At 64.9% G+C, this 22,815-nt stretch carries 25 protein-coding genes; 14 read left to right on the top strand and 11 right to left on the bottom strand.

Going from position 1 to position 22,815, the window contains the following annotated elements:
• Window positions 1–3: 3 nt before the first annotated feature.
• Window positions 4–852: an urea carboxylase-associated family protein gene (locus tag AC2CGW_RS08040; RefSeq protein WP_186709193.1), complete on the top strand. Its 849-nt coding sequence runs from the start codon at window positions 4–6 to the stop codon at window positions 850–852.
• Between the two features lie 270 nt (window positions 853–1,122).
• Here AC2CGW_RS08040 and AC2CGW_RS08035 read toward each other — a convergent pair whose 3' ends face one another.
• The 5 genes from AC2CGW_RS08035 to AC2CGW_RS08015 form a co-directional block, all read right to left on the bottom strand.
• The gene (locus AC2CGW_RS08035; protein ID WP_054891418.1) at window positions 1,123–1,440 is read right to left on the bottom strand and encodes a putative quinol monooxygenase; all 318 of its coding nucleotides are present in this window, start codon (window positions 1,438–1,440) and stop codon (window positions 1,123–1,125) included.
• Window positions 1,441–1,545: 105 nt separating this feature from the next.
• Window positions 1,546–2,316, bottom strand: coding sequence for a helix-turn-helix domain-containing protein (locus AC2CGW_RS08030; RefSeq protein WP_186709191.1), 771 nt, complete (start codon window positions 2,314–2,316; stop codon window positions 1,546–1,548).
• A gap of 64 nt (window positions 2,317–2,380) precedes the next feature.
• Complete coding sequence (locus AC2CGW_RS08025; protein WP_484573816.1) at window positions 2,381–3,838, bottom strand: amidase; 1,458 nt, start codon at window positions 3,836–3,838, stop codon at window positions 2,381–2,383.
• Entirely contained in the window at window positions 3,835–5,145 is a 1,311-nt protein-coding gene (locus tag AC2CGW_RS08020) for a citrate-proton symporter (RefSeq protein ID WP_484573815.1), read from the bottom strand. Before AC2CGW_RS08020 ends, AC2CGW_RS08025 begins: the two co-directional genes overlap by 4 nt.
• Before the next feature lie 76 nt (window positions 5,146–5,221).
• Window positions 5,222–6,403 (bottom strand): M20 aminoacylase family protein, encoded by a 1,182-nt coding sequence (locus AC2CGW_RS08015; protein WP_238348320.1) that lies wholly within the window; start codon window positions 6,401–6,403, stop codon window positions 5,222–5,224.
• Window positions 6,404–6,570: 167 nt separating this feature from the next.
• On the opposite strand from AC2CGW_RS08015, the gene AC2CGW_RS08010 reads away from it, so the two are divergent.
• Entirely contained in the window at window positions 6,571–6,702 is a 132-nt protein-coding gene (locus tag AC2CGW_RS08010) for a TetR family transcriptional regulator C-terminal domain-containing protein (RefSeq protein ID WP_186664640.1), read from the top strand.
• A 183-nt stretch (window positions 6,703–6,885) separates the two neighbouring features.
• On the opposite strand, the gene AC2CGW_RS08005 is transcribed toward AC2CGW_RS08010, so the two are convergent.
• The gene (locus AC2CGW_RS08005; protein ID WP_186709187.1) at window positions 6,886–7,110 is read right to left on the bottom strand and encodes a hypothetical protein; all 225 of its coding nucleotides are present in this window, start codon (window positions 7,108–7,110) and stop codon (window positions 6,886–6,888) included.
• A gap of 135 nt (window positions 7,111–7,245) precedes the next feature.
• On the opposite strand from AC2CGW_RS08005, the gene ahr reads away from it, so the two are divergent.
• The 9 genes from ahr (at window position 7,246) to AC2CGW_RS07960 (ending at window position 16,225) form a co-directional block, all read left to right on the top strand.
• The gene (gene ahr, locus AC2CGW_RS08000) at window positions 7,246–8,277 is read left to right on the top strand and encodes an NADPH-dependent aldehyde reductase Ahr (protein ID WP_186709186.1); all 1,032 of its coding nucleotides are present in this window, start codon (window positions 7,246–7,248) and stop codon (window positions 8,275–8,277) included.
• A gap of 97 nt (window positions 8,278–8,374) precedes the next feature.
• A complete protein-coding gene (locus AC2CGW_RS07995; protein WP_186664632.1) occupies window positions 8,375–9,157 on the top strand; it encodes a hypothetical protein in 783 nt (260 codons plus the stop codon).
• Window positions 9,158–9,169: 12 nt separating this feature from the next.
• Window positions 9,170–10,087, top strand: coding sequence for a LysR family transcriptional regulator (locus tag AC2CGW_RS07990; protein WP_484573814.1), 918 nt, complete (start codon window positions 9,170–9,172; stop codon window positions 10,085–10,087).
• Between the two features lie 118 nt (window positions 10,088–10,205).
• Complete coding sequence (locus tag AC2CGW_RS07985; RefSeq protein ID WP_426353028.1) at window positions 10,206–11,399, top strand: CaiB/BaiF CoA transferase family protein; 1,194 nt, start codon at window positions 10,206–10,208, stop codon at window positions 11,397–11,399.
• Complete coding sequence (locus AC2CGW_RS07980) at window positions 11,396–12,334, top strand: hydroxymethylglutaryl-CoA lyase (protein WP_186719397.1); 939 nt, start codon at window positions 11,396–11,398, stop codon at window positions 12,332–12,334. The genes AC2CGW_RS07985 and AC2CGW_RS07980 overlap by 4 nt, the downstream gene beginning before the upstream one ends.
• Window positions 12,335–12,421: 87 nt before the next feature.
• Entirely contained in the window at window positions 12,422–13,753 is a 1,332-nt protein-coding gene (locus AC2CGW_RS07975) for an MFS transporter (RefSeq protein ID WP_484573813.1), read from the top strand.
• 187 nt (window positions 13,754–13,940) lie between these two features.
• Window positions 13,941–14,168 (top strand): hypothetical protein, encoded by a 228-nt coding sequence (locus AC2CGW_RS07970; RefSeq protein WP_484573812.1) that lies wholly within the window; start codon window positions 13,941–13,943, stop codon window positions 14,166–14,168.
• 322 nt (window positions 14,169–14,490) lie between these two features.
• Window positions 14,491–15,795 (top strand): MFS transporter, encoded by a 1,305-nt coding sequence (locus tag AC2CGW_RS07965; RefSeq protein WP_186664626.1) that lies wholly within the window; start codon window positions 14,491–14,493, stop codon window positions 15,793–15,795.
• A gap of 130 nt (window positions 15,796–15,925) precedes the next feature.
• Complete coding sequence (locus tag AC2CGW_RS07960; RefSeq protein WP_186709176.1) at window positions 15,926–16,225, top strand: hypothetical protein; 300 nt, start codon at window positions 15,926–15,928, stop codon at window positions 16,223–16,225.
• 3 nt (window positions 16,226–16,228) lie between these two features.
• Here AC2CGW_RS07960 and AC2CGW_RS07955 read toward each other — a convergent pair whose 3' ends face one another.
• Window positions 16,229–17,161 carry a LysR family transcriptional regulator gene (locus AC2CGW_RS07955; RefSeq protein ID WP_186664623.1) on the bottom strand — a complete coding sequence of 311 codons (933 nt, stop codon included), beginning with the start codon at window positions 17,159–17,161 and terminating at the stop codon, window positions 16,229–16,231.
• Between the two features lie 164 nt (window positions 17,162–17,325).
• Between AC2CGW_RS07955 and AC2CGW_RS07950 the strand changes: the two genes are divergently transcribed.
• A complete protein-coding gene (locus AC2CGW_RS07950) occupies window positions 17,326–17,541 on the top strand; it encodes a DUF2790 domain-containing protein (protein ID WP_484574008.1) in 216 nt (71 codons plus the stop codon).
• A 3-nt stretch (window positions 17,542–17,544) separates the two neighbouring features.
• Here AC2CGW_RS07950 and AC2CGW_RS07945 read toward each other — a convergent pair whose 3' ends face one another.
• Entirely contained in the window at window positions 17,545–18,237 is a 693-nt protein-coding gene (locus AC2CGW_RS07945) for a tRNA (adenine(22)-N(1))-methyltransferase (protein WP_186664620.1), read from the bottom strand.
• A 128-nt stretch (window positions 18,238–18,365) separates the two neighbouring features.
• On the opposite strand from AC2CGW_RS07945, the gene AC2CGW_RS07940 reads away from it, so the two are divergent.
• Window positions 18,366–18,746 (top strand): RidA family protein, encoded by a 381-nt coding sequence (locus AC2CGW_RS07940; protein WP_186664618.1) that lies wholly within the window; start codon window positions 18,366–18,368, stop codon window positions 18,744–18,746.
• An 8-nt stretch (window positions 18,747–18,754) separates the two neighbouring features.
• Here the strand turns inward: AC2CGW_RS07940 and AC2CGW_RS07935 are convergent, their stop codons facing one another.
• The 3 genes from AC2CGW_RS07935 to AC2CGW_RS07925 are packed head-to-tail and all read right to left on the bottom strand — an operon-like array spanning window position 18,755 to window position 21,707.
• Window positions 18,755–19,069, bottom strand: coding sequence for an AtuA-related protein (locus AC2CGW_RS07935; RefSeq protein ID WP_288377454.1), 315 nt, complete (start codon window positions 19,067–19,069; stop codon window positions 18,755–18,757).
• The gene (locus AC2CGW_RS07930) at window positions 19,066–20,412 is read right to left on the bottom strand and encodes an acyclic terpene utilization AtuA family protein (RefSeq protein WP_288377452.1); all 1,347 of its coding nucleotides are present in this window, start codon (window positions 20,410–20,412) and stop codon (window positions 19,066–19,068) included. Before AC2CGW_RS07930 ends, AC2CGW_RS07935 begins: the two co-directional genes overlap by 4 nt.
• A gap of 2 nt (window positions 20,413–20,414) precedes the next feature.
• Window positions 20,415–21,707: a CitMHS family transporter gene (locus AC2CGW_RS07925; protein ID WP_186664614.1), complete on the bottom strand. Its 1,293-nt coding sequence runs from the start codon at window positions 21,705–21,707 to the stop codon at window positions 20,415–20,417.
• A gap of 100 nt (window positions 21,708–21,807) precedes the next feature.
• On the opposite strand from AC2CGW_RS07925, the gene AC2CGW_RS07920 reads away from it, so the two are divergent.
• Window positions 21,808–22,695, top strand: a complete 888-nt coding sequence (locus AC2CGW_RS07920; RefSeq protein ID WP_186664613.1) for a LysR family transcriptional regulator — start codon at window positions 21,808–21,810, stop codon at window positions 22,693–22,695.
• Window positions 22,696–22,815: the final 120 nt, after the last annotated feature.

Genomic DNA, 22,815 nt, shown 5'->3' with positions numbered 1-22,815 from the left:
CCCATGTACAAGGATTATCCCGCCGCCTACCAGGTCAGCAAAGGCGCTGCCCTGCAGGTCGACAAGCCTTTCTATGACCGCGTGCGCGAGCGCCAGGATGCACGCACGCTGATCGAGCAGTTCGAAGTGCCGATCCGCACCGGCCGCGCCTGGAAGGTGCCGGCGGGCCATGTGTTCCGCGTCACCACCCCGGTCGGCCCGCAGGTCGGCGACTTCAACATCTGGAACGCCAACGACCCGCGTGAGCGCCTGTGGGCGGCCCGTACCCGCCAGTTGCAGGGTGCCCACGTCACCACCTACGACCGACTGTGGTCGAACCTGCCATTCCTGCGCCCGCTGGTAACCATCACCGACGACAGCCTGGCCGACTACGGCATCGACGAACACGGCGGACGCCTGCACGACCTGCTCGGCACCCGTTGCGACCCCTACGTGAACAAGATGCTCACCGGCGAGGACTTCCATCACCACTGCCACTCCAACCTCACCCGCGCTGTGCTGCCCCATGGGCTGACCGAGTTCGACGTGCACGATGTGCTGAACATCTTCCAGTGCACCGGCCTGAACCATGACGACATGTACTTCATGAAGGCCTGCCCGGCCAAGCAGGGTGATTACCTGGAGTTCTTCGCCGAAATCGATGTGCTGTGTGCGCTGTCGACCTGCCCGGGCGGCGACCTCTCATTGCCGATGTGGGGGCCTGAGGCACAGGACCCGCTGTCGGTCTGCCGGCCACTGGGAGTGGAGATCTACAAGCTCGACGACAGCCTGCTGGAGGGCTGGACGCAGCCCAAGCGCGCCAGCTACAACGGCATGCACGGGCTGGCGATCGGCAAGGCAGAGTGGGAGTGATCGGCTGAGCTGGAGGGCGGCGGTTCGCCGCCCCGACGTGCCCGCGTAAAGAACACCGCGGTGGAAGGCACCGGCTTCGCCGGTGATCGCGGGACTAGCCCGCTCCCACAGGTAACACCGCAGTATTCAGAAGTTGCGGAGCTCTTGTAGGGGTAACTTTCTTGTTCAAAATCTAAAGGTCAGCCCAATCCCTGTGGGGGCGGCGGTTCGGCGCCCCGACTGGTCCCGCGAACACGGGCGTAGCCCGTGCCAGGCAGCGCGGTGTCTTTTTCAACGATCAGAAACCTGCTCCAGAAAGATCAAGCGCAGCGGCTCGCCCAACAGCATTTCGCTCTGCGCCGCAAACCGCTGGAAATACGGTGCGGCGAAATGCGCATCGAGCGCGGCCTGGTCGACGAACGCCTCGCGCATGTAGAACGTCCCTGGCTCATCCTTGCCCTCGAACAGCACATAGTCCAGATTGCCCGGCTCCGCGCGGGTCGGTTCAATCAGTTCCAGCAACGCCTGCTTCAGTGCCAGCGCCCTGCCCTCGCGGGCCTTGAGCACTGCAATCGATACCAGCGGATTGTTCGTTACCTGCGCACCCATCGTCACATCTCCAACACGTTTGAGTTGCGCACAGTATTGCCGGGGCGATGGCCGGCAAACAGCCGCGCCGCCCGATAACACTTTCAACGCGATGCGGAAAATCGCTCAGGCCAGCGTTTGCTGCACCTGGTCAACGGTTCTCGCCAGGCTCTCCAGGTGCAGCCCCAGCACCCGCTCTACCGGTGCCTGGTCCAGTGGCCAGTGCAAGGCGATGCTCCCCGCCAGCCGTCCTTGCGTGTGGACCGGCAAGGCGATGGCGCGGATCAGGAACGGTAGCCGCACCGGATACTCCCAGTAACCTTCCGTGCGCCGGGCAAAACCTTGCTGTGTCTCGTCCTCGATGCCGCGCAGCAGTGTGTCGTCCCCCAGGTGCGCATGCTCGGCCAGGCGCTCGACCTCATGCTGCTCCAGCTCGCCCAGGCAGGCGCGCCCCATCGCCGAGTGGAACAGGCTGGCGTGGTGGCCGACGATCTGGCAGTTGTTCGGGTAGCGCTTGCGCAACACCTGGGGAATCGCGCTCTCCATCACTTCCAGGCGCTGGCCGTCGAAGCATGACAAGTCGGCCACCAACCCGGTGCGCTCGCTGAGCTCCAGCAACAGGGGCGCGGCGCTTTCGACCATCTGCCGCTTGAACCGCAACTGGCCGTCGCCGAACAGGCGCCGCGCGCGCAGACGGTAGCGGCGGTCGCTCAGGCCCCGGTAGGTCCAGCCCTGCTCCTGCAAGGTGGCGAGCATGCGCGATACTGTGGCCTTGGGTAACGCCGTCAGGTAGTGCAGCTCCTCCAGCCCAAGGGCCTGGTGCTCACCCAGCAATTCGATGATCGTCAACGCCCGCTCAACCGATCGCACGCCACCGCCGTCTCCATTGCCGCTCATGTTCGCCTCCGTGTCTGCACCAGGATCGTCACATTGCCCAGCAAGATATGCGCCTGCAAGGGCTTCAGCGCGCCAGCAGGCTCGGCGGCGGGTAGCGCTCGACCCAGCGGGTCAGCTGCTCGTGGGCATAGGCCAGGCGCAGCACCGCCTGATCGGCCTGGGCCGGGCCGATGATCTGCATCCCCATCGGCAGGCCCTGTGCATTGAAACCGACCGGAACGCTGATACTCGGCAACCCGGCCAGGGTCGGGCCGATCACCACCTCCATCCAGCGGTGATAGGTGTCCATCGCCCGCCCACCAACGACCTGCGGCCAAGGTTGCTGCGCGTCGAAAGGAAACACCTGGGCCGAGGGCAGCAGCAGGAAGTCGTAACGCTCGAACAGCCCTGCCATCGCCCGGTACCAGTCGCTGCGCGCCAGCGACGCCTGGTAGAGTGCAGCGGCGCTCAGTTGCAGGCCGCCCTCGACCTCCCACTGCGCCTCCGGCTTGAGCAATGCGCGCCGACTCGGGTCGGCGTAGGCCGCTGCGAGGTTGCCGTGCACCAGAAAGTGGCGATGGGTCAGCCAGCATTGCCAGAGGCGCTCCAGCGGGTAGTCCGGCTGACAGGCCTCGACCTTGCACCCCAGGTTCTCGAAGTCGCTCAATGCGGTTTCGCACAGGCTCAGCACGGCATCGTCCATGGGCAGGTAACCGTTGTAGTCGCCCAACCAGCCGACCCGCACATCGGTGAAGTCCTGTCGCAGGTCCGCAGCGAAATCCTGCATGCCATCGTTGATGGACAGCGGCACCCGCGCATCGAAGCCCGCTTGTACCGACAGCAGCCGGGCCAGGTCGGTGACGCTGCGCCCCATCGGGCCCTCGGTGGCGAGTTGCTGGACGAACATCTCCGGCGCCGGACCGTGCGGCACGCGGCCCTGGGACGGGCGCAGGCCAAACACATTGTTGAACGCCGCCGGGTTGCGCAACGAGCCCATCATGTCGCTGCCATCGGCCACGGGCAGCAGGCGCATGGCCAGTGCCGCAGCGGCCCCGCCGCTGCTGCCGCCGGCCACCCGGCTGGGGTCGTAGGCGTTGGTGGTGGTGCCGAACAGCGTGTTGTAGGTCTGCGAGCCGAGGCCGAATTCCGGCACGTTGCTCTTGCCGAGGATGATCGCGCCGTTGTGCCGAACCCGCGCCACGCTGATGGCGTCCTGCTGCGGCACCTGCTCGGCGAACAGCGGCGAGCCCAAGGTGGTGCGCAGGTCAGCCGTGGCGGCCAGGTCCTTGATGGCCTGGGGCATGCCGTGCATCCAGCCGCGAGACTGGCCGCGGTCGAGCTCGCGGTCGCGTGCGTCGGCCTCCCTGAGCAGTTGCTGTGCCGGACGCAGCGACACCAGAGCGTTGACCTGCGGATTGACCCGCTCGATGTGCGCAAGGTAGGCCTGCATCACCTCGCGGCAGGACACCTGGCGAGCATGGATCGCCCGGGACAGGTCGCTGGCATCCAGCGCGACGACAGGGTCGAGATCTAGCGGTTTCACGGTTTTACTCCAAGTTCGAGGACGGCAGGCGCGCGTGGCCGCACGGCTTCTTTCAGACAATAGGTGCCCAGCAGTGTCACCACGCAGGCGAACAGCACGTAGAACGACGGCGCAACGGGCGTGTTCAAGACCTTGGTCAGCCAGGTGACGATCAGCGGCGCGAAGCCGCCGAACAGCATTACTGCCACGTTATACGCCACCGACACCCCCGTTGAGCGGACTGCGATGGGGAACTGCTCGGCCAGCGCCGTGGGTGCCGGCCCATAGAAACCACCGATCATGCTGCACAGCGCCAGTTGCATCACCAGCAGACGCTCGACCGACGGTGCTGCGGCGACCCACAGGTGCAGCGGGTAGACCATCAGGAAAAAGCCCAGGGTGAAGGCCATCAGCACCGGCCTGCGGCCGATACGGTCGGACAGCGCGCCGGAGAACGGAATCACCACCGTCATCAGGCCCACCGCGAGCATCTGCACCAGCAGCACCTGGTCCAGTGGCAGCCCCAGGCTCTTGTGGGCGAAAGTCGGCATGTTCACCAGCACCACATAGAAGGAAACGGTCGCGCCGCTGGCCAGGCCCATGGACACCAACAGCGCCCGGCGATGCGTACGCAGCACCTGCCACAGGCTTGGGGCCTGGTCCTTGGCTTGTTTGCGCGCCTCGAGAAACTCCTCGGGCTCCTGCATGTGCTTGCGAATCCACAGCCCCACCGGGCCGATCAGCAAGCCGAACACGAAAGGAATCCGCCAGCCCCAGGCGTCCAGCGCCTCGGCTGAACACAGGTGGGTGACCAGCGCGACCATCGACGCCCCGGTGAAAACCGCCAGGCATTGCCCGACCAGTTGCCAGGAGCCGTACAGCCCCTTGCGGTGCGCCGGCGCGCTCTCCACCAGAAATGCCGTGGCACTGGCATACTCACCGCCCGTGGCGAAGCCCTGCAGCATGCGCGCGACCACGATCAGCAAGGGCGCGCCCATGCCGATGGCCAGGTAGTTGGGGGCGAAGGCGATCATCGCGATGGACAGGGTCATCAGGCGAATGATCAGTTGCATGGCCGCCTTGCGCCCCTTGCGGTCGGCGTAGATACCCAGCAATACGCCGCCCACCGGGCGCATGAAGAATCCGACGCCGAAGGTCGCCAGGGCCATCAGCAGCGAGGCGTAGTCATCGTCGGAGGGAAAGAACTGACGAGCGACGATGCTGGCCAGAAAGCCGTACACGATGAAGTCATACCATTCCAGCGCATTGCCGATGACGGCGGCGACCACTTGCCGGGTGCGCGATGCGCCTGCATTCGTAGCGTGCATGGGAAATTCTCCAGAAACCAGATGTGAGGAACGCCCGCAGGGATGTGGGCTCCAGCGGCAGTCAATGAAGAAGCGTTCAGGCCGGGGCGAGCCAGCGTTCGGTGAGCGCGCTCCAGTAGGCGGCCCCGGTCAGCAGGATGTCGTCGTTGAAGTCGTAGGCGGGGTTGTGCACCATCGGCCGATCCACGCCGTTGCCGATGAACAGGTAGGCGCCGGGGCAGCGTTGCAGCATCCAGGCGAAGTCCTCGCTGCCCATCAGCTTGCGGGTATTGCCATCGACGGCGGCCTCCCCGAGCAGCTCGATGCCGACCTGGCGGGCGAAGGCGTTTTCGGCGGCATGGTTGATCAGCACCGGATAAGCCGGGCGGTGTTCGATGCTCACGCTGCAGCCAAAGCTCTTGGCCTGGGCGCGGATGATCGCCTGTACGCGCTCCAGGGTCAGGCGCCTGACCTCGGCGTCGAGCGCACGCAGGCTCAAGCGCAACAGGGCCTGCTGTGGAATGACATTGGCCGCCTCGCCAGCCTGCAGCGCACCGACGGTAACCACTGCCGCCTCCTGGGCATCGATGTTGCGCGCCACCACGGTCTGCAGCGCCATCACCACACTGGCGGCAGCAACCAACGGGTCGACTGTCAGGTGCGGCATCGAACCATGACCACCGACGCCCTCCAGGATGACGGTCAGCAGGTCCTGGGAAGCCATCATCGGTCCTTCGCGAAAGCCCAGGTGCCCGGCGGCCAGCCCCGGCATGTTGTGCATGCCGAACAGCGCATCGCAGGGGAAACGCTCCAGCAGGCCATCGGCGAGCATCGCCTCGGCCCCGCCCTGCCCCTCCTCGGCGGGCTGAAAGATCAGCGTCAGGGTGCCGTCGAAGCGTCGGGTCGCCGCCAGGTAGCGAGCAGCGCCGAGCAGCATCACGGTATGACCGTCGTGTCCGCAGGCATGCATACAGCCTGGGTGTCGGCTGCTGTAGGCCGCGCCCGTGGCCTCGACGATCGGCAGCGCATCCATGTCGGCGCGCAGCCCCAGGCGGCGCGTGCTGCTGCCGTTGCGCAGCACAGCGACCACGCCGGTGCGGCCGATCCCGGTGTGGACCTCGTAACCCCACTCGCGCAGGGCCTGGGCGACCAGTGCCGAGGTGCGGTTTTCCTCGAAGCCCAGTTCCGGGTGGGCGTGGATATCCTGGCGCAGTGCATGAAGTTCGCCGGCAACGTCGGCGAGCCAGGCCAGGATGTGCGGGTGCTTGGATGGGTTCATCGGCATCTCCTCGCGCGGGTTGCAGTCCCGCTTTTGTTATTCGCTCGGGGATTGCGGCACGAGAGGCAGGCCGCACTTGCTGTCAGATAAACCCGACGGCGCGACGCCGACAATCGAATGTGGTTCCGCCCTGTGGAACCCAACCTGCAGCCTGGCTGAAAGCGGCCATGAGGTGCCTGCAGGGCTGGATGGATCAAGGGCTGATCGAACGCACTGCACCGGAGCATCTGCTGCTGTTCATCTGGTCGACGATCCTGGCCCACGTGCGCTTTGCCACCGTGCCGCAGCTGGGCAAGTGAACTGGCCGGTGGAAGATGCCAAGGGGCAGGCACTGGTGCAGATGCTCACGCGCATGGTGCTCGGAAGCGTATGCCAGCCTGTCGGAATAGAAGCGCCTTTGAACCCGAAGACGCCACTGTGGCAACCCGCAGTCGGCGAATCGTTATAACCAATAATCTATAGCGAACCACCCTGCAGTACGTTCATTTCACGCTGCCCGACCCAGTCGTAGTGACCGCCTCGCTCTCCCACAGGCTGAGCTGAAACGCAGGGTCGATGAACGCCTCGCGGCTCATGTTCGCGATGTCGTTCATCCCGCTTAGCACGTTGTCGACCCATTGCTGATTGCCTTGTGTCGAGGCGACGTTTGCCAGCAGATCCTCGCAGATCCGTTTCAGTTGCTCGTTGTCTGTCAGGTCCCGTGACATGGCTACTCTCCTGGGCGGGGCATGGGGCAAAAAGGCGATGGGGGCGGATAGTAGCTCATAGCCACTCTCGCGGCATCAGGGGCGGTCTACACTTCCCAGGCTTCGTAACACTCGCCAAGTCTCTGGAGGTGTCCCATGAGCAATCCCACCCAAACCACGTCATTCAGCGGCTGGGCCGCCACCGCGCCGGGAGCGCCGCTGCAGCGGCACAGCTATGATCCCGGCCCGCTGGCCGCTGACGAGGTACAAGTCGCTGTCGAGTACTGCGGCGTCTGCCATTCCGACCAGTCGATGATCGACAACGAGTGGGGGCTGACCCAGTACCCGTTCATTCCGGGCCACGAGGTGGTCGGGCGCATCGAGCAGGTCGGCGATCGGGTGACCGGGCTGCAGGTTGGCCAGCGGGTCGGGATCGGTTGGTACAAAGGCAGTTGCATGCACTGCGCGCCGTGCATGGAGGGCTCGCACAACCTGTGTGGTTCGGCCCGACCGACGATCATAGGCAGCAACGGCGGTTTCGCCGACCGCCTGCGCGCGCACTGGGCGTGGGCCATCCCGCTGCCGGACGGCCTCGACCCTGCCCTTGTCGGTCCCCTGTTCTGTGCCGGTTCGACGGTGTTCAACCCACTGCTGTCATTCGGCGTCAAACCCACCGATCGCGTCGGGGTGGTCGGCATCGGCGGGCTGGGGCACCTGGCGCTGAAGTTTCTCAATGCCTGGGGCTGCGAGGTGACCGCGTTCACCTCATCCTTGAGCAAGCAGGATGAAGCCCGGCGCCTGGGTGCGCACAAGGTGGTGGCCTCCACCGACAGCCAGGCGCTCAAAGCCATTGCTGGCACCCTCGATTTCCTTCTGGTGACTGCCAATGCCGACCTGGACTGGACCGCCATGATCGGCACCCTCGGTACCCGAGGTCGGGTGAACTTCGTCGGTGTGGTACCCGGGGCTATCCCGGTGCACGTGTTCAACCTCATGCTCCAGCAGAAGAGCCTTTCTGCCTCGCCGGTCGGCTCCCCGGCGGCGATGGCGAAAATGCTCGAGTTCTGTGCACGCCACCAGATCGTGCCCCAGGTCGAACAGTTCGCGATGAGCCAGGTCAACGCGGCGATCGACCATCTGCGCAGCGGCAAGGCGCGCTACCGGGTAGTGCTCGACGCCAGTCGCTGAAACAAAGCGGTGTCATTGACGCAGAGGATGATCGACAATGTCGCGGCCGCAGGCTCAGCCCTGCGGCCAGACAAGAACAAACGGACCGCTTGCCGTCATGACGCTCTTCTACCTCAAGCTCGTTGTCACTCCCCTTCTGATGTGGGCTGTCTCCCTGGCCTCGCGGCGCTGGGGAGGGCTGCTCGGCGGCTTGCTCTCCGGCATGCCGATCACCTCGGCGCTGGTCATGATCTTCCTGTGCTTGGAACAAGGCACCGCCTTCTCCCTGAACGCCATACCGGGCGCACTCGGCGGGCTGGCAGCGGTCCAGGCCAGCTATGCCTGCTACCTGTTCGCCAGCCGCAGGCTTGGCGTGGCGCTCACGGCATTGGTGTCGCTCGCGCTGTACGGCGTGGCAGCCTATGTACTGACCCATTGGGGCAATCTGCCGGTTTCGATCGTTGTCGCCCTGTGCCTGGTGGTGCTGCTGGTCTGGGCCACGGCCCGCGAGCCACGCCCGGCGCAGCTTGCGCAGATCAGGCCGCGCTGGTGGGAAATCCCCATGCGCATGGTCGCTGCAACTAGTCTGCTGATGCTCACCACAGGCGCGGCGAGCTGGCTGGGGCCTGCCGTCAGCGGCATGCTCGCGCCGATTCCGGTGATCGCCTGGCCACTGGTGGTGTTCTCCCATGTCCAGGGTGGGCGTTTCTCCATGGCCGGGATGATCCGCGGCAACGCCATCGGTGCCGTCGGGGTGATTGCCTTCTACCTGAGCCTCGGCGCGCTGCTGCCGCACCTGGGTATCGCTCTGACCTTCCTGCTCGCCGTGGGGCTGGCGGTGGTGCTGACCGTGGGGTTGGCGACTGCGCTGCGCTCGCGCACCGCATCAACGGGCAAGTAAGGGCGTCTGGCCATGCAATTGAACAACCTCATCCGTCGTCTTGACCTGGTGACCTTGCAGTTGTTCGTCGCCATCCATGAGGAAGGCAGCCTGACCCGTGCGGCAGCGCGCGAGTCGATCGCATTGTCGGCGGCAAGCAAGCGCCTCAACGAGCTGGAAGCAGCGCTCGGCTCGCCGCTGTTCGCCCGCCTGGCCCGAGGCATGAGCCTGACCCCGGCCGGGGAAACCCTGCTGCACCACGCCCGACGCATGCTGTTCAACCTGGAGAAGATCGGCCTGGAACTGGGCGAGCACTTGCAGGGAGTGCGCGGCTACGTGCGCATGCTCGCCAACCTGTCGGCGATCATCCAGTTTCTGCCTGAAGACCTGGCGCTGTTCGCCGCGCAACACGAACGGATCAAGGTGGACCTGGAGGAGCGCCCCAGCAATGGCGTGATCCAGGGGTTGCTCGATGGCGTGGCGGACCTGGGTATCTGCTCCAGCGACAGCGACACCCGCGACCTGCTCAAGGTGCGCTACAGACGCGACCAGTTGGTGCTGGTGGTGCGTGAAGGGCATCCGTTGGCGCACCAGGCGCAGGTGGACTTCGCCGAAACCCTGGACAACGACTTTGTCGGCCTGCACTCGGCGAGCTCCATCAACATGCGTACCCACGAGGCCGCTCGCCGCGCCGGGCGGATTTTGCGCCTGCGTATTCATGTCCCCAGCTTCGATGCGGTGTGCCGCATGGTGCAGGCTGACATGGGTGTGGGGATCCTGCCGCGCAAGGCCTTCGAGTTGTTTGGCGGTGCGCTGGGGTTGCGTGCGGTGGCGCTGAGCGACGAGTGGGCCGAGCGTGAGTTGCTGCTGGTGGCGCGGGACCTTGAGTCGCTGTCGCCGGTGAGCCGCTTGCTGTTCGAGCATTTGCGCGCGGCTGAGCCTGGCGGCTGAGGGGTGTCGCCCCTACCCTTCGCATTTGGCGAACGGTTGTTGCCGACACAGGATTGGTGCGTTCCCGGCGCCAGTCGTAGCCTCTACCTCAAAGTCCAAGAACAAAGAGGTACGCACCATGCCTGCCCCGCTACAAGGCATCAGGGTCCTGGAAATAGGCACGCTGATCGCCGCCCCCTTCGCCGCTCGCCTGCTCGGTGAGTTCGGTGCCGAAGTCATCAAGATCGAAGCCCTGGGCCAGGGCGACCCGCTTCGCAAGTGGCGAAAGCTGCACGACGGCACCTCGCTATGGTGGTACTTGCAGTCGCGTAACAAGAAGTCGCTGGCCCTCGACCTGAAGGCCGCTGAAGGCCTTTCCATCGTCAAGCGCCTGCTGGCCGACACCGACGTGCTGATCGAGAACCTGCGCCCCGGCGCGCTGGAAAAGCTCGGCCTGGGCTGGGACGTTCTGCACGCGCTCAATCCACGCCTGACCCTGGTGCGTATCTCCGGCTATGGCCAGAGCGGCCCATATCGCGACCGGCCTGGCTTCGGTGCAATCGGCGAGGCCATGGGCGGTATTCGCTACACCACGGGTGAACAGGGCTCGGCACCGGCGCGGGCAGGCGTCAGCCTGGGCGACTCGCTGGCCTCGCTGCACGCGGTGATGGGCGCCTTGCTCTCGCTGTTCAATGTACGTGCCAATGGCGGTGTCGGCCAGGTGGTCGATGTATCGCTGGTGGAAAGCGTGTTCAACCTGATGGAAAGCCTGGTGCCGGAGTACGACCTGCTGGGGCATGTGCGTGAACGCAGCGGTGGTGCCCTGCCCGGCATCGCGCCGTCGAACACCTACCGCACCGCCGACGGCGCGTTCGTAGTGATCGCCGGCAACAGCGACCCGATCTTCCGCCGCCTGATGCAGGCCATCGGCCGACCAGACCTGGGCGAGGCCGAGGCCTTTGCCCATAACGATGGTCGCGCCGCGCAATCGGCTCAGCTCGACGATGCCATCGAGGACTGGACCCGCCGCCACCCGATCGACCAGGTACTGGCCACGCTGGAAGCCGCCGAGGTCCCGGCCGGGCGCATCTATTCGGTTGCCGACATCGTCAACGACCCGCACTACCAGGCCCGCGACATGCTGCTGGACAGCCAGTTGCCCGACGGCACCCCGGTGCGCATGCCGGGTATCGTGCCGAAGCTGTCGGCCACGCCTGGCCGTGTCGACTGGCAAGGCCCGGCGCTGGGCGAGCACACCGATGCACTGCTGGCCGGGCTGGGCTTGAGCCCCGATGAAGTCATCGGCCTGCGGGCCAAGGGGGTGGTGCAATGACCGATAACCACACAGACAGGCTGGTGGTGCAGGAAGTTGCCCCGCGTGACGGCCTTCAGATCGAACCGACCTGGGTGCCGACCGAAGACAAGATCCGCCTGATCGATGGCTTGTCCAAGCTCGGATTCAGCCGCATCGAAGCAGGCTCGTTCGTTTCGCCCAAGGCCATCCCAGCGTTGCGCGATGGTGACGAGGTCTTCCGTGGCATCCAGCGTCAGCCAGGTGTGGTCTATGTCGCCTTGATCCCCAATCTCAAAGGCGCCGAGCGGGCACTGGCTGCTGGGGCCGACGAGCTGAACCTGGTGCTGTCGGCCAGTCAGTCGCACAACCTGGCCAACATGCGCATGCGCCGCGAACAGTCGCTGGCGGGCTTTGGCGATATCGTCCAGGCCGTGCAAGGTCAGGCAGTCAGCCTCAACGCCAGTGTCGCCACCGCGTTCGGCTGCCCGTTCGAAGGTCGCGTCGAGGAAGACCTGGTGCTGCGCCTGCTCGACGCCTACCTGGAGCTGGGGGTACAAGGCGTGACCCTGGCCGATACCACCGGCATGGCCAATCCGCGTCAGGTCGCGCGCCTGGTGCGGCGCAGCCTTGAGCGCCTGCCGGCGTCGATGCTCACGTTGCACTTTCACAACACCCGTGGCTTGGGCCTGTGCAATGTGCTGGCGGGCTACGAGGCCGGTGCGCGGCGCTTCGATGCCGCGCTCGGCGGGCTGGGCGGCTGCCCGTTCGCGCCGGGGGCATCGGGCAACATCTGCAGCGAGGACCTGGTCAACCTGTGCATCGAGGTGGGCATCCCTACCAGCATCGACCTCGACGGCCTGCTGAAGATGTCGCGCACCCTGCCTGCGTTGCTCGGCCACGAGGTGCCGGGGCAACTGGTCAAGGCAGGACGCAATTGCGACCTGCACCCGCTGCCGGCCGGTCTGCCCGGCTGACTCTTCGTCACAACCAAGGGGCCGCGGCCCCGCCAGACAACAAGAACAACAAGGCCGCCCACAGGGCGGCCCGACTGGAGAACATCAATGAGTCTTTCCGCCCTGCCGCTGGGTGCCACCGATGGCGCCGACAGCGAAAAAGCCCTGGTCCGCAAGGTTGCCTGGCGCCTCATGCCGTTGATCATGGTGTGTTACCTGTTCGCCTTCTTCGACCGCATCAACATCAGTTTCGCCAAGTTCCAGCTGCAGACCGACCTTGGTTTCAGCGACACCGCCTACGGCCTGGGGGCGAGCCTGTTCGTGGTCGGCTACGTGCTGTTCGAGGTGCCGAGCAACCTGATGCTGTACAAGGTCGGCGCCCGTCGCTGGATCGCACGGATCATGATTTCGTGGGGCCTGGCCACCGCTGCCATGGTGTTCGTCACCAGCGAATGGCAGTTCTACGCCCTGCGCTTCATCATCGGCGCCATGGAAGCCGGTTTCGCCCCCGGCGTGCTGTACTACCTGACGCTGTGGTTCCCGCAGCATTTCCGTGGCCGCATCACTTCGCTGCTGTTCCTGGCATCGGCCTTCGCCGGGCTGTTCGGCGCGCCGTTCTCGGGCCTGGTGCTCGGTCATCTTGACGGCGTCATGCAGATGCGCGGCTGGCACTGGCTGTTCCTGCTTGGCGGCCTGCCCTGTGTGCTGCTTGGGTTGCTGGTGCTGACCCAGCTCAAAGACCGCATAGAAGACGCCGGCTGGCTCAGCGACGGGGAAAAACAGTTGCTGCGCTCACGCATCGAGCCGGCGCAGGCCGCCCATGGGCAGGGTTCGTTGCTGCAAGCGATCCGCATTCCTGGTTTTCTGATGCTCGGATTGATCTACTTCCTGATTCAGATCGCCTCCTACGGCCTGAATTTCTGGGCACCTCAGCTGATCCGCAGTGCAGGCACGGAAAACCCATCGATGATTGGCCTGCTGACGGCAGTGCCCTATATCTGCGGGGCAATCACCATGGTGGTGTGCGGCCGGTGGTCGGATGCGACCGGCGAGCGGCGTTGGTTTACCGCCGGGTTGATCAGTCTTGGCGCCATAGGGTTCCTGTGCGCTGGGCTGTTCGATGACCACACGCCCTTGTTGATCGTCTCCCTTGGTCTGCTGGGCGCGGGTGTAGTGGCGGCCATCCCGAGCTTCTGGGCGCTGCCGCCGAAGTTGCTGGCCGGCGCAGGCGCCGGGGCTGCCGGTGGCATCGCGCTGATCAACACACTGGGGCAATTGGGTGGGATCGTCAGCCCGGTACTGGTCGGGCGTATCCGCGATCTGTCGGGCAGCACCACGCCAGCGCTTTACCTGATCGCAGCCACGAGCCTGGTGACTGCTGTGCTGTTGCTGTTTGCCCTGCCGGAAAAACTGCGTACGCGGGACTTGCCGAAAAACTGAGGGCATTCGATTGCCAGGCCCGCGGCCATCGCGTGCCCGGCAACCGAAGAAGCAGCAAAAGCAAGGCGACCAACGGTCAAACATCTGATTGTTGTTAATCCTGAGAAAATCCTGGCCCTCCATCCTCTTTCCATCGGCCTCTCTTGCAAGGCCCGGAAAGAATCAAACTACGATGGAGAGTCAAACCATGAAATCCCTGCGCTATGCCATGGCCCTGCTGGCCGCCACCGCCGTAACCTCCGCCTTCGCCGAAGGCGGCGCCGATCGCCTGCAGGAACACCATGCCCGCTGGGCCCTGCAACAGCAGCAGAGCAAAGCTATGGTGGCCAAGCGCGAAGCCGCCAAGGCCGCCCAGCAAGACGCCCAGGTCAACAGCAACAGCGGCCAGGACGCAGCAGCCAAACCTTCGTCCTGATCAGCAGAGGGTGCGGCCTCCTGTCGCACCACCAGGGCTTTGGCAAGTGATGGGGCGCGGGCGTAGAATGCCGCGCCCTTTTCGCCCAGTCGCCTCGTACGGTGGCTACCGGCAGCAATGACAACGTCCGTGCCTCAGCCACATCGCGCATGTGCAACAGGCTCAACCGACCCCGCCCGATCTCGCGCTCCGAGTCTGCGGTTGAGTCTTGCCCTGGTTGCATCCCCGCCCTGGCACTTACGTGCAGCCCCGGTCCTTCGAGGTCTGGTCAGACGCGCGTGGTCGAAGAGGCTCATTCGCTGATCGATCACTTGAGGTACGTATGTCTCCGCGTTTGCTGGCGATGGCGCTGGCACCCCTGCTCGGGCTTTTCATCATTGCCCTGGGCAATGGCCTGCTGTATTCCCTGACCACCCTGCGCCTTGGCGAAGCCGGCGAATCGGCAACGATGATCGGTATCGTCTCGTCAGGCTTCTTCATCGGCCTCACACTCGGTGCCATCTTCAACGACCGGTTGATCCTGCGCATCGGCCACATCCGTGCCTACAGCAGTTTCGCCTCGCTGATTGCCGCGACCATTCTGTTGCAAGGCCTGTTCGTCGACACCTGGGGCTGGTTCGCCCTGCGCCTGCTCAACGGCTGGGCAACGGTCGGCGTATTCCTGGTGATCGAAAGCTGGCTGCTGCTGGCCGGCGACGCGAAGATTCGTGGGCGCCTGCTGGCCCTGTACATGATCGCGCTATACGGCGCGGGCGTGCTGGGTCAGGCAATGCTCGGCGAGCTGGTGAGCCTGGGGACCAGTGCACCGTTCACCGTTGCGGGCATGCTGGCGGCACTGTCGGTACTGCCGATCGTGATCCTGCCGCGGGTGTCGCCGCTGCTGGAGCAGGTCGAGCCGCTCAAGCCACGGCAATTGCTGGGCGTGACGCCAAGCGGCCTGGTGGGCTGTTTCGGTTCGGGTGTGGCGATTGCTGCGGTGTATGCCCTGCTGCCGTTGTACCTGCAGCGTATTGGCCTGGATGTGGGTGAAGTCGGGCGCATGATGGCCTGGGTGATCCTGGGCGCGATGCTGCTGCAGTACCCGGTCGGGCGCTGGTCCGACCGCAAGGATCGCCAGGATGTGTTGATCGCCCTGGGCACGCTGTGCGTTGTGCTGTCGCTGGTCATCCTGCTGTTGCCCCCGACCTCGGCCTGGCTGCCAGCCGCATTGTTCCTGCTGGGTGGTGGTGTGTTCGCGGTGTATCCGGTGGCGGTCAGCCACGCCGCCGACCGCGCGCCGATGGATGCGCTGGTGCCGATGATCCAGGGCCTGCTGCTGATCAACTCGCTGGGCTCGGCGATGAGCCCGCTGGCGATCTCGCCGGTGATGACCTCCTATGGCGAGGCCGGACTGTTCTGGGCCTTCGCCGTGATCAACCTGGCCATGGTCAGCTTCTTCGTCTGGCGACGTGGCAAGCGCCCCGCCCCACAACATCCGGCCCCCTTCGCGCCCACCGCGACCTTCTCGCCGACCGGCGCCGAGCTGCGCATGACCGAAGAACTGATCCATGCCGCGCAGGATCATCCGCCGATCGTCGATGCCGTCACGGGTGAAAGCGCTCCGCTCACACGCTCTGAACCTGCCTGATCGGGCTTGCATGATCGAAGTGCCCGCGTGGGGCTGCGCCGCATCCCCACGACCGCCCGTCGCACACCGGGCACTCAGCTTCCCTGCGCGCAGCCGAACGAAGGACGATCATCCTCGTAGGAGATTTACCATGGTTCCCATGCGCCCGCTGTTTTTCTTCCTCGCCCTGGGGCTGGCTTCCAGTGCCAGCTTCGCCGCGTCCGACACCAACCATACCGATCACAAGGCACCCGCCACGCAGGGCCAGACCGCCGGAGACGGCAGCAGCGTCAACAGCCCTGGCGGCAGCAAGGGTAACGACAGCAGTGACACCGGCAGCAACGCCGACGCAGCCGACGGCAGCACTGGTGGCTCGAGCAGCACTGGCGAAGCTACCGGCAGTGGCGCCGGGGCGTCCGGTGGCACTGCCGAGGATCAGGATAGCCAGTAAGGTCTAGCGCCAGCAGCGTGGGTCATCCACCAGCCGTTCGTGCGCCTGGAACAGCACCGGCAACTGCTCCTTGAGAAAGTCCAGCCAGGTACGCACCTTGGCATCGAGATAGTGCCGCGACGGGTAGATCGCGTAGATCTCCCGTTGCCGCAACCGATACGGGGCCAGCAGCCGGCAAAGGCGGCCGTCCTCCAAGGCCTGGCTGGCCGAGTAATACGGCAACAGGCCAATCCCCATGCCAAGCTCGGTCGCCTTGACCATCGCATCGGCCACATTGGTGAGAAAGGTGTCCTGGGGCGAGATCACGCAGCTGTCGGGCGCGTCACCGAAGGGCCAGTCCTCCTCGAACAGGGGATCGACCGTGCGCAGGCAGACATGCTCGTGCAGGTCTTCAGGGCGCTTGGGGACGCCGTGGCGGGCCAGGTAGTCGGGGGATGCACACAGCACGCTGTAGATGCTGCCCAGCGGGATGGCGATCAGTTGCGAGTCTGGCAGGCCCTGGCCGATGGCAATGACCACGTCATGCCCTTCGGCGAGCAGGTCGGGGTTGCGCTGGGACAGGGTAAGCTCCATCACCACTTCACGGCATGAGGCGTTGTAGCGGGCTACCAACGGCATCATCAGCAGGCCCAGGCCATGGCTGCAATGCACGCGCAGCCGTCCACGGGGTGTGAGGTGGGCGCCGCGTGCTTCGTCAAAAGCCTCTTCGGTCAGCAGCATGATCTGGCGTGAGCGCTCGAGAAACCGCTCCCCCGCCTCGCTCATGCGCAGCCGCCGGGTGGTGCGATGCAGCAGTCGAGTCTGCAACTGGTTTTCCAGTTCGGCGACGATCCGCGACACCTGCGCCGCCGAAATGTCCAGCGCATTAGCGGCTGCGGCGAAGCTGCCGCATTCCACTACCCGGGCGAAAGTGCGCATTGCGTGCAGCATGTCCATGACGTGACGCTCCAGCGTGATTCATACCTTGAAGGCATGAATCTATCACGGTCTAGCCCATTTATTGTGAAACACCAATGAATGGATCATGAGGGAAACCTCATCTGGAGTTCATCATGAAACGCTCGATCGCCGTACTTGCGCTGTGTAGCGCCCTGCTCCCCATGGCTGCCTTCGCCGAGCAGCCTCGCTCGCCGTCTGCCGAGGGCCAGGTTTACGACTACGGTATGCCGCTGGATATCGCCAAGGTGGTGTCGATCACCCCGGCCAGTAACGCTGCCGACTGCCAGGTCGGCACTGCGCACATGGTCTATGTCGACCACCAGGGCCAGACACACAAGGTCGCTTACCGTGAAATGGGCGACTGCTCGCAGCAATGAGCCTCAGGCCAGCAATTGGTCGATCCAGTCGATGTGCATCGCAAAGGCCCGGGCCTTGTCCTGAGGGACTTCCCTGGCCCGTTCGAAGTTGGCCAATGCCTGCTGGCGCTGGCGTCGCATGCGCTGCCACTTGTTGATGAACGCCGAGCTTTTCTCGCGCATCAGCAAGGGGCCGAACAACAGCTCCTGCGGGCTGTAGCGCACCGAGCCGGCCTGTTCGGCGACGATGATCTCGTAGTCGAAGCGGTTTTCCCGCAACACTTCTTCGCTGACAATCCGATAGCCGTTGTCCATCAACCACTGGCGCAGCGGTTGTTCGCCGCCGTTGGGTTGCAGCACCAGGCGTTGCCCATCCTGCAATCGCGCCTTGCCTGCCTCGAGGATCTCGACGATGGTTTCCCCGCCCATGCCCGAAAGGCTGATGGTGTCGATGCGATCGTCGCTTTCGATGGCAGCCAGACCGTTGGCCAGGCGCACGCTGATGCGCGCGTCCAGCCCATTGCGGTGTACGTTGCGCCGAGCTGACTCGCAAGGCCCTGCCGCTGCCTCGCCGGCCACTGCGGCCTCGATGGCGCCGCGCAATACCAGGACCACCGGCAGGAAGCCGTGGTCGGAACCGATATCGGCCAGGCGCGCCCCCGGCGGGATATGAGCCGCCACGCGTTCCAGCCGCTGCGACAATGTCTGTTCGTTCAACGCCAACCCCTTGCATGAGAATCGGCGCGATTCTGAAGGCCGGGGCGCGCCATTTCAATGCATTTGCGACGGGGGCCGCGGCTCGCGTAGGCTTGCGCTTTTCCTTCCGAAGCAAGGCAGAGTCGTTCATGGCCCAGACAGGTATCACTTTCACCCCCGATGCGGACGCCGCGTCCATCTCCTCCGATGTCGCCGAGTACAACGGTATCCTGGTCACCACACAGGTCCCGATTCGCGCCGATGGCGAACTTGAGCTGGGCGATATCGTCACCCAGAGCGAGTGCACCCTGCAGGCGCTCAAGGATGCGCTGGAGCGTGCCGGCAGCTCGATGGACCGCGTGCTGCACCTGACCATTTACCTGACCGACATGGCTGATCGTGCGGCATTCAACGAGGTGTACCAACGCTTCTTCGCCAAGCCTTGGCCAGTGCGTGCGGCGGTGGGCGTGGCCTCGCTGGCGTTCGAAGGGATGAAGGTCGAAGTGACGGCGATGGCGGCCAAGGGCTGATAGCAGAGCTAGACCTCCATCGCCAACAACGCCGCCCCCAGGCACTTACCATGGGCATCCAGCGCCAACGAGCGGGTCACGCCACCACGCAATAAACCCGGCAGCACGAAGTTCAGGGCCTTGAGTTGCGGCAAGTCATAGCGACGTACAGGCCCCGCGCTTTCATCGCGAAGATGGGCGAACCACGCTGCCACCCGTTCCGCTGTCAGCTCCCGTTCAAGCAGCGGGTAGTCCTCGTCCCGATACGCGATCAGCGAGATGTTCGAGGTGTCGCCCTTGTCCCCGGTACGGGTGTGAGCAAGTTCGTGCAGTTGGCGGGTCATGGGCATTGCTCCAGGTGGACTTGGGGTTGCGCGAGCTCACGCGGCAGGTAAAGGCTGGCGACGGCCAACACCTCGCGGACCTGGCGAGTGGCCCCGCCACCGCCAGCCGGGCCATTGGTGTAGAGCGTCTCGACCTCGTTGGCGACCGCTTGCGCCGCCTCGCGGTTCAGGCAACGTGCCGCAACCCGCAGGCGTACCTCCCAGGGTTCGCCGCCCATGCCGAAATGGCTGGCGTGCAGCGAATCGACCCCCATCAGCTCGCAGCGCAGCTCTTCGACGGCGACGCCGGTCAACGCCAGGCGCTCTTCGACGATCCGTCCGGCCAGACGTGCCCGCGCCACGGCATTCGGGCCGCCGTAGGAAATCTGTCCTTCGCCAATCCAGCCATCCCGATAGCCCACGGTCACCTTGAGTTGTTGCGGGCGGGCCATGCCTTCGCCACCACTGACGCGTACCTGATCCTTGCCGCAGGCTTGCAGATGCACGCCCGAGAAGTCGGCCGTGACATCCGGCGTCAGGTAGCGACGCGGATCGTGTACCTCGTAGAGCAGTTGTTCGGTGCAGGTCGCGACATCGATGCGTCCCCCACTGCCGTCGACCTTGCCGAGCGTGGCCAGGCCTTCGATGTCGATATCGGCGAAGGGGAAGCCAAGCCGCGCCAGGTCGGCAACATCCTTCAGGCCGGGATCGGCAAAGTAGCCACCACTGACCTGCCCCGCACATTCAAGCAGATGTCCGGTCAGTGTCCCTCGGCCACGGCGACACCAATCGTCGTCAGGCCAGCCAAAGTGATGCACTTGCGGTGCAAGGAACAGCGACGGGTCGGCGACACGGCCGGTAATCACCACATCGGCGTCCAGGGCCAGTGCCTGGACGATCCCTTCGACCCCCAGATAGGCGTTGGCCGACACCAGTCGCCCACCCAGCCCGGCTACCGTCAGGCCGTTATCCAGCGCCCAGTCCGGGTGCTGGCGCAGCACGTCGAGCACATCGTCACCGTCCACTGCCGCGACCTTCAGCCCCTGCAGCCCGAGTTCAGCCGCGATGGCCGACACTTGTCGCGCCGCGCCACGCGGGTTGGCTGCGCCCATGTTGGTGATGATACGCAGACGCCGCGCGCCGCCGCGTACATAGGGCAGCACCGCCCGCATGCGCTCGGTCAGCAACGGATCGAAGCCGGCCTGTGGGTCGGCCAGTCTGGCTTGCTGGGCCAGAGCGATGGTGCGTTCGGCCAGGCATTCGAACACCAGGTAATCCAGTTGCCCATCCCGGGCCAGTTCCACCGCAGGCTCCAGGCGATCGCCGGAATAGCCGGCGCCGGCGCCGATTCGCAAAGTGTTCATGTTCAGAAGACTCCAAGTGCCAGCGCGGTCAGGGTCATCAGCACCGACGCGGCGAACAGAAATGGCAGGGTGAAACGCTGGTGATCGGCAAGGTCGAGCTTGCACAGCCCCACCAGCAGGAAGGTCGCTGGGGTCAGCGGGCTGACCGGGAAGCCGGTGGTGTGTACGCCAAGCAGCGACGCCTGGGCCACCTGCACCGGGTCCACGCCCAGCGAGCGGCCGACCTCGGCAATCACCGGCATGACCCCGAAGTAGAACGAGTCCGGGTCGAACAGCAAGCTGAGCGGCATCGACACGAAGCCCACCAGTGCGGGAATCAGTCGCCCGTGGCCCGGCGGAATCTGTTGCACCGCCACCTCGGCCATGGCCTTGAGCATGCCGGTGCCTTGCATGATGCCGGTGAACACACCGGCGGCAAGCAGGATGCTGGCCATGGTCAGGGCGGTCTTGGCGTGTGCATCGATGCGTTCGCGTTGCTGATCGACACGGGGATAATTCAGGCAAAGCGCGGCGACCGTGCCGAGCATGAACATCACTACCGGGTCGACCCAGCCTGCGATCATCACCGCCATCACCAGTACGGTGAGCAGCAGGTTCGGCCAGAACATGTGCGTACGGCGCAGGGCTTGTTCATCGGCGCTCAAGATACGCTGCGGTGCCGCGCCGGCATCGGCGCCGGCCATGAGCCCCAGGCGTTTCTCTTCGCGTCGGCCCAGCCAGTAGGCGCAGCCGAAGACGAACAACAGCCCCACCACCTGTACCGGAATCAGCGGTTGGAACAGGTCAGCCACCGGCACGTGCAGCGCCGCGGACGAGCGCAGCACAGGTCCCGTCCAGGGCAGGAAATTCACCCCCGCCGCCATCGCCGCAACGCAGGCCAGCACCCGTCGGTCGATGCCCAGGCGCGTATACAGCGGCAGCATCGCGGGCACCGTGACAAGGAACGTCACCGCACCCGACCCGTCCAGGTGTACCAGCAACGCCAGCAACGCGGTGCCGCAGACGATACGGGTCGGACGGGTGCCGACGGCGCGCAGGATGCGGTCGATGATCGGGTCGAGCATGCCGGCATCGGTCATCACGCCGAAGAACAGGATGGCGAAGATGAACATGCCGACCACCGGGGCGACATTCTTGATGCCAGTGAGAATGAAACCGCTGGTCTGCAGGCCGAAACCCGCGAGCAAGGCAGCCACGATGGGAAAGGCAATCAGCGCGACCAGGGGCGAGATGCGCTTGCTCATCACCGCGATCAGCAAGGACAGAATGGTAATGACGCCGTAGAGGGCGAGCATGGGGTTACTCCGGCTTGTTTTTTTTGTTGTCCCGAGTATCAGGAGAGGTTCGGTAGCGTGTAAATTGCAATTTAAAGCCACCCACATTCGAAAAAACAAAATGAAGAATGCCCTGCAGCATATTCGCGCCTTCATCACCGTTGCCCAGCGCGGCAACTTCGCCCGCGCCGCCAACGACCTGCACTTGTCGCCCTCGGCCCTGACCGTCCAGATCCGCCAACTCGAAAGCTGGCTGGGCGTTGCCCTGCTCGAACGCAGCCCTCGGCACGTCACCCTCACTGCTGCAGGGCGCGAGGCGTTGCCGGCGATGGAGAAGCTGCTGCTCGATCTGTCCAACATCGTCAGCGCCAGCCAAGGCTTGGCGGCGGTGCGCCGCGGGGTGGTCACAGTGGCTGCCCTGCCCTCGTTGTGTGCCGGGGCGCTGGCGCAGCGGCTGGCGGTGTTCCGGCAGTCGCATCCAGGTGTCGAAGTGCGCCTGCGCGATCTGGTTGCCGAGCGCATTGTCGAACGCGTGCGCGAAGGCGATGTGGATTTCGGCGTGGGTGTGCGCAGCCAGTTCGGGCACGGGCTGGACTTCACACCGTTACTGAGTGATCGGTTATGCCTGTTTGTGCCTGTCGGACACCCGCTGGCCACGGGCCCCGTCGATCTGCAAGCCCTGGACGGCCTGCCGATGATCCTCACCGGGCGCGACAGCAGTGTGCGGGCGCAGATCGAGGAGGTGTTCCGCGCACACGGGCTGGTGTTGCAAGCCGCCATGGAAGCCAACTACATGTCGACGGTATTGGCGCTGGTGCGCAATGGGTTGGGGGTTACGCTGCTGCCGGAATCGGCGGACGACGGTACACACAGGTTGCTGCGCAGGCCCTTGGAAGCGCGAGGTCTGGAGCGTGAAATCGGCATCATCACCCGCACAGAATGCAGCCTGTCACCAGCCACTTCGGCCTTGATCGATTGCCTGGGTGATCTGTCAGGCACAGACAAATGACCTATCATTTTTGCCAGTTGTCGGCGAGCGCGTAATCCCAGTAGGTTGGATCTTAACAATGTTGTCCGAGAGGGCGATGTCGTGTGTTGCCATTCAAGGGATCGAACCCACCAGGGAGCA

It is taken from the genome of Pseudomonas sp. SYWMCR5, from assembly GCF_057197165.1.
The sequence above is the reverse complement of the archived record's forward strand: the minus strand, read 5'-3'. Positions and strand labels throughout refer to the sequence as shown.